Source organism: Enterobacter cloacae complex sp. S1, assembly GCF_014930525.1.
Classification (GTDB): Bacteria; Pseudomonadota; Gammaproteobacteria; order Enterobacterales; family Enterobacteriaceae; genus Enterobacter; species Enterobacter hormaechei_C.
In genome coordinates, this window is sequence record NZ_JADBRE010000021.1 from 1 (window position 1) to 5,365 (window position 5,365).

The 5,365-nt window shown below is 44.8% G+C and carries 4 protein-coding genes; all 4 read right to left on the minus strand.

The features are described from left to right. Positions 1-267: 267 nt before the first annotated feature. From dndE to dndB, 4 genes are read right to left on the minus strand one after another with little or no spacing between them, the layout of a single operon-like run. Positions 268-621: a DNA sulfur modification protein DndE gene (dndE, locus tag IM290_RS15060; protein WP_193042678.1), complete on the minus strand. Its 354-nt coding sequence runs from the start codon at positions 619-621 to the stop codon at positions 268-270. Continuing rightward, positions 621-2,621 (minus strand): DNA sulfur modification protein DndD, encoded by a 2,001-nt coding sequence (gene dndD, locus IM290_RS15065; RefSeq protein WP_193042679.1) that lies wholly within the window; start codon positions 2,619-2,621, stop codon positions 621-623. The genes dndE and dndD overlap by 1 nt, the downstream gene beginning before the upstream one ends. Next, positions 2,611-4,245: a DNA phosphorothioation system sulfurtransferase DndC gene (gene dndC / locus IM290_RS15070; protein ID WP_193042680.1), complete on the minus strand. Its 1,635-nt coding sequence runs from the start codon at positions 4,243-4,245 to the stop codon at positions 2,611-2,613. Before dndC ends, dndD begins: the two co-directional genes overlap by 11 nt. Further along, entirely contained in the window at positions 4,242-5,327 is a 1,086-nt protein-coding gene (gene dndB / locus IM290_RS15075; RefSeq protein ID WP_193042681.1) for a DNA sulfur modification protein DndB, read from the minus strand. Before dndB ends, dndC begins: the two co-directional genes overlap by 4 nt. Positions 5,328-5,365 lie beyond the last annotated feature (38 nt).

Below are 5,365 nucleotides of genomic sequence, written 5' to 3' on the forward strand. Positions count from 1 at the left end.
ATCTACAAGAGCATGGCACTAAAGAAATAACTTCTGAAATTATTACGAAGCTTGAGAGCTGTATTCTTGATTATAAAATCGAGGATATGTCTGTTGTTAGAAAAATGGGATTGCTTGGGTTTAAGGAATATGTTAATAAATGTTTTGGTATAAATTGAAACTAGTCGTTCAATACACTACAAAAATCTATCATAGTGTATTGAACTAAGTTAAGCGAAAAATCTATGTCAATTACTGGCGGTCTATTAACTTTTGACCGTCAGATATCTATAATCCTAACGTCAAATCACGTAGGCTTCGGTAACTCCTTAACGCCGCTATTCCATCCTCGACATGTGCTGCCCATGCCTTCATCATGTCTTTATGAGATATGTGTGGATAAAGCATTCTCAGGGAGAGTTCTGTGGTTTGTAACGTATCTCCTAGCCATGTGATTTTATCAAGTACTAACGTACCGTCTAGTTTCTTGCTATCTAGTTCGGATGAATAACGGAATTCACCCTCGACAGAACGGAAAAATGCCAAACGAGCAGCTATATTTGGAGTAATTCCAGTATAGCCTTTAAGCTTTTTTAGCTGTTCTTCAGTTTGTCTACTAAGTTGCATTCTATTCGGGAGCATTAAATCATCTCCTTAGTTAATTCCCAGAAATATCCTGGTTTAAGTGCAGATGACTTTGTCCGAGCATTAAACACGATCTCATATGCATGAGAAATATCATCTCTAAGCTGATCAACAAAATATCTTTCATCCACTTCAGTATCAGTCGAAAGCAACACGACTTGGTGACTTGCATAAGGGAAGTAATGGTTGATTAACTTATCTCTATGCTGAGAATCTAGGCGTCCTAGCGGAGTATCAATGATCACAGGCAGATCCCTCCCAGATGTTTTAGCCAAAGCTTCAAGGATCGCTATCGCATAAATTTGCTTCTCTCCTGCGGAGAGTAATTTACGGTTAATAACTCTGTTATTCTCGTCCACCAGTTCAACATCAAAGGTTTGTGGATTAATATGCGCATTCAGCTGCAAATCTTCTTTCCTGGCTAACTTACGGTATGCAACTTCAAAGTTAGCTGAGAGGGTTTTTACTCGAGCCTGCGTTAACAGTTCACTGTATCGATCAAGCAAGCTGATTGTCTCTTGCGCATTATTGAACGCACTATTAAAGCTATGCTGGTTGCGCGCTGCGTCGTGAGCTTTTTGAACCTGGCGAGCGCAATCAAGTTGCTGTTGTTTAGTATTTTTTGCTTCTTCAAGCAATAAGCGATACTCCTGCCGCTTAGCTTCACGTTGACGATCTAGCTCTCGGAGTCTTTCAAAAATATCCATCAGCTGATCATCTTCCGGCGCTCGGGCGATGTTTGCTGCGGCTTGCTCTAACTGTTCTTCTACTTCTGCCAGCTGGTTACGATAAAGATCGAAGCGTTGCCAGGCTTTCTTACTATCCTGTTCGATGGCCTGCTGAATCATCCCTGCTTCACGTTCAGATATGTCAAACAGCAGTTCACCTTTAGGTTTATCAGCAAGATATGTTTTAAGGTTATCTTCTATAGCCTCAGCAGCAATTTTACCTGTGCTTCCTGAACGGAAGGATATGTCGCTTTTGAGTTGCGTAAGGAATTGATTCAATTCCTTCTCGAAGCTATTTGCCTGTTTTATTTGTGTCTCTGCACTAATCTGTTCTAACAAACGACCCAGAGTTTTTGGAGCTAAAGCATACGGTAGTGAACTATCACACTCATGGCGAAGCGCTTTTTCCAGGCGTTCTTTTTCTTTTAAAAGCGTCTCGACCTTCTGCTTCTCTTGGGTTTTTGTTTGAGCAAAAGCACCCCCTTGTGCATTTAGAAGGGTCTCGTTCTGAACTATTTCCTTGGAGATCAGGTCAATACGCAATTTAACGAAATCAGCCTTTTCAAGTATCTGCTCTGTCTTGAAGGAAAATTCTTTAATCTGTTTCTCAAGTTCGAGCAGCTTTTGCTGTTGGGATTCAGCCAGTTGACCAGATTGTTGACGCTTCACGAAAATCGTTAAATCGTTTCGGAGCTTCTCGATCAGATCCAGACCCAACAGGCGACGCACAGCCGTACGGAGGATATTTCCCGATTCGTCCTCAGCAAGCTCAGCAATTTTTTCTCCATCAAAAAAGAAAAGATCTGCTATGCCGTGAGGGATTAGCTCATTTAAGAAACCCTGGCACTGATCATAGCCAAGTCCTTCAATGAGTTTGCCATCCTGTTGTAAGGACAGTTTGTCTCGCTTACCTTTTTGCCAGGTGCGGGTAACGGTAAATTCAGCCTCCTGACCACCTTTGTTGTAGGTAAAAATAAGCTCGACTGAGGCTTCATCGGGCTGTTCACCAAAAGTTGAGCCGTTGTGCACCAAAGCACTAAGCTCTTCCACATACTCTTGCTGCTGAGTTGTTGAACCAAATGCAAGCCGACCGTAAAGGGCCAGGCGTATAGCGGAAAGTATTGATGTCTTACCTGCACCGTTTAATCCACCGAACAAAACGATAGGACGCGGGTTATCGTCATTCTGTCTTTTTTTAGGAGCCAGATCGATAACATGGGTTCCATTGAAAACCCGATAATTACGCAGTACCAGCTGTTTAATTAACACGTTCTTTTTCCTCACTGGTAAGCAGGCTTGGTTCGCTGACTTCGGCAATTCTCCGCTGCAATATCTGCAGTTCAGCTTCTATGTTTGCCACTTCTTCCTGATGAACATCACGCTCATTACGCTTCTGCAAAGCTTCCTGCTGTTGTTTGATCTCTTCAAGACTTCCCCAGTCTTGCTTGAGGATCGTCCCTAGTTTGTCGAAGATCCCCTGGCGCCGGCTAAGGCCTTCCATAGATACTTCAAGCTCGATTAATTTCATAACCATTTCAGGGACAACATCAAAACCTTGGGCAATTTGTTCGAGAAGTTCGGCATCGCTGGCGTCGAAACGTGATTGATCGTCTATAACCCAGTCCAGATCCTTGCCATAAACCTCGCGATAAATACCCGGTAAAGTATCGTACCAGTCAGGTTCATTAGGATCCTTCAGCCATTGCTGACGTATGGCATGCAGCTCAGGTTCTGTGATTAATGTAATGGTATGACCTTGTGCGTTCATATCACGCTCAATCGTCAGCAAATCCTTCAACCATTCCTGCCGATACTTAAGCCAGTAAGGGCCTGGAACATGTTTACGCTCAGCTGTAAGTTCCTCGCCATCCTTCGCATACTGATAGCTTACTTTACCTGTGCGTCGCTTATAGTTGCGGTAGGTATCTTTGTTTACTGGATCGGTTGTGAAAGCCAGCAGGTCGCGGTATTTCAGAAGTGGCGACATCCACTCTTCACCGTTCTGGATTAAGCTTTCCATTGCTTTATCTTTTGTGACGACGGTACATGTCCAGCAACCAAAGCGGGAGTTACCACAGGAAGGCGTGCTGTCATCAATAACTAGCGGGCATTCACCCTGAGCTGAGGAATCCATGTAAAGAGTCCACAGCGGGCGGTTATTACCGCCCCAAGGGCTTTCCCACTCGTCAATATCATCTGGGGCATATCTGAATGCACCACGCAGTAATTTCCATACGTCTTCAACATCCCAGGTATCAATTGGGGTGTAAATGAAGGCATTCGAAAGAGTGGTATGACGCGCAAGGCGCGAGCCGTCAATCTTATGTTTTGCAATAACCTGAGCACGTGATGCACTTTCACTGCTGCGCGATCCAAGAACGACAATGACTTCCTCAAACTGGCTGACCTTATCTTTAATAAAGTCACTTACCGGGTTGATTTTCATGCGTTCTGTACACCAACGGAAACTACGGGTAGGCGCTGGATAGCCTTTACCAAGCAGGTTTACCCAGAATGTCTCGCTGGTTTTTGGCGTTACAGCATGTTGTGTGATCGGTAAGCCGTCGCGCTTAGCGCCAGCTTCAATCTGGAGCATCGTTTTTTTAATGAGATCTACTACAACCGGCGTCTCAACGAGTGTGTCAGAGGAAACAACAAACACATCCTTCGTACGCATTTCCGGCGGAAGACCCATCAACGCCAAGTAAACAAGAGTAATGACTGCTGACGAGTCTTTACCGCCACTGTAGCCAATCACCCAAGGGCGTTTATCTGCGCAGTATACACGTTGAACTTCAGAGACAAAATCAGCGAGAGTACGCCCAGCAAATTGCTCTTCGTTTATGAAATCTTCATAGTCGGCCAGATCATAGGCCTGAGTTAATGTACTCATGATACAACCATCTGAGCTTCAAGCTCTTGTTCTTCAGGAGAAAGGGGGAGAGACAGCGCAATTTTTAAAGCGTTGCACGTTAGCTGAATGGCGGTGCCGGTTTTGCTTAATTTGCCATGCTGCATTGCGCGCTTAATCATCTCAGGATTACTTTTACGCCAGTCAAAGGTTTTTAGCTTCGTAAGTTTTTCCTGCCAGTGCTCAGGTTCTTCAACCAGTAGTGAACGGCCCAGAAGGCCCAAAGCCTGCAAACCGATACCATGGGCATGCACATAATCCTGGCGGAGCTGTGCCGGAGATACTTCTTTGCGTGCAGCAAGCTGCCAGTCTGGCATGACTTTGAAAATAGCCTGCCAGTATAGCGTAGCGATATGCGTATTGTCCTCAATGCTGCCTACTTTAGGGTCTTTACCAAGCAGGGCGCGTGTTGCCTGTTTAATGCTACTTAGTGTAAACAGTTTATTGGAAAGCAAACTGATACTCGATTTCTCAAGTTCAGTAAGACCAATAAAGGGCTCGATAGACATAGCAAGGTAGCGAGCAAGGTTCGAGCTTACGTCGCGATGATCGTACAGCGCGGATAATGATGGGCTGGGGCGTATTGCGTATTTATTCAAGTCTGCAAACATCTGCTGACTACGCCTTAAACCTTCATCAACAAAGAACAATACGGGGATGTTGTCCTGCCCTAATTCAGGACGCTCCGAAAGGGCATCCTCGATAGCCTTACGGCGATGTTGACCATCATTGATAAGAATTTGCGCATCCATTGGTACGCGAAGCGTTCCAAGATTGTTGGAGTTTTCGAACTCGTCAAACTGTACATCGACCGCAATGGATGCAGTTAATGCAGAGAATACGTAATCTTTAGGGTTTTCAAGTAAGTAACGCACCATCTCTGGAATGCGTGATTTATTCAAGATACGCTGAGCGCGCAGCTCCGGCGGCACGTCTGTCTCATCGAAACTGAAGATCTTCGGAATGATGCGCATAGGGCAAGTGGCGATATAGAATGGTCGTCCAGCCTGGACGCCCCTCACTGCGGGGAAAGAGTAGCAATAATCTGCATCAAAGTTAGCCATGTTCTAGTCCCTGTTTTAAAGACGCAATTACGTTATAT

Bases quoted from the DNA above. Each gene is read 5' to 3' on its own strand.
- dndB (WP_193042681.1), bottom strand. From the start codon at position 5,327: ATGGCTAACTTTGATGCAGATTATTGCTACTCTTTCCCCGCAGTGAGG.
- dndC (WP_193042680.1), bottom strand. From the start codon at position 4,245: ATGAGTACATTAACTCAGGCCTATGATCTGGCCGACTATGAAGATTTC.
- dndE (WP_193042678.1), bottom strand. From the start codon at position 621: ATGCTCCCGAATAGAATGCAACTTAGTAGACAAACTGAAGAACAGCTA.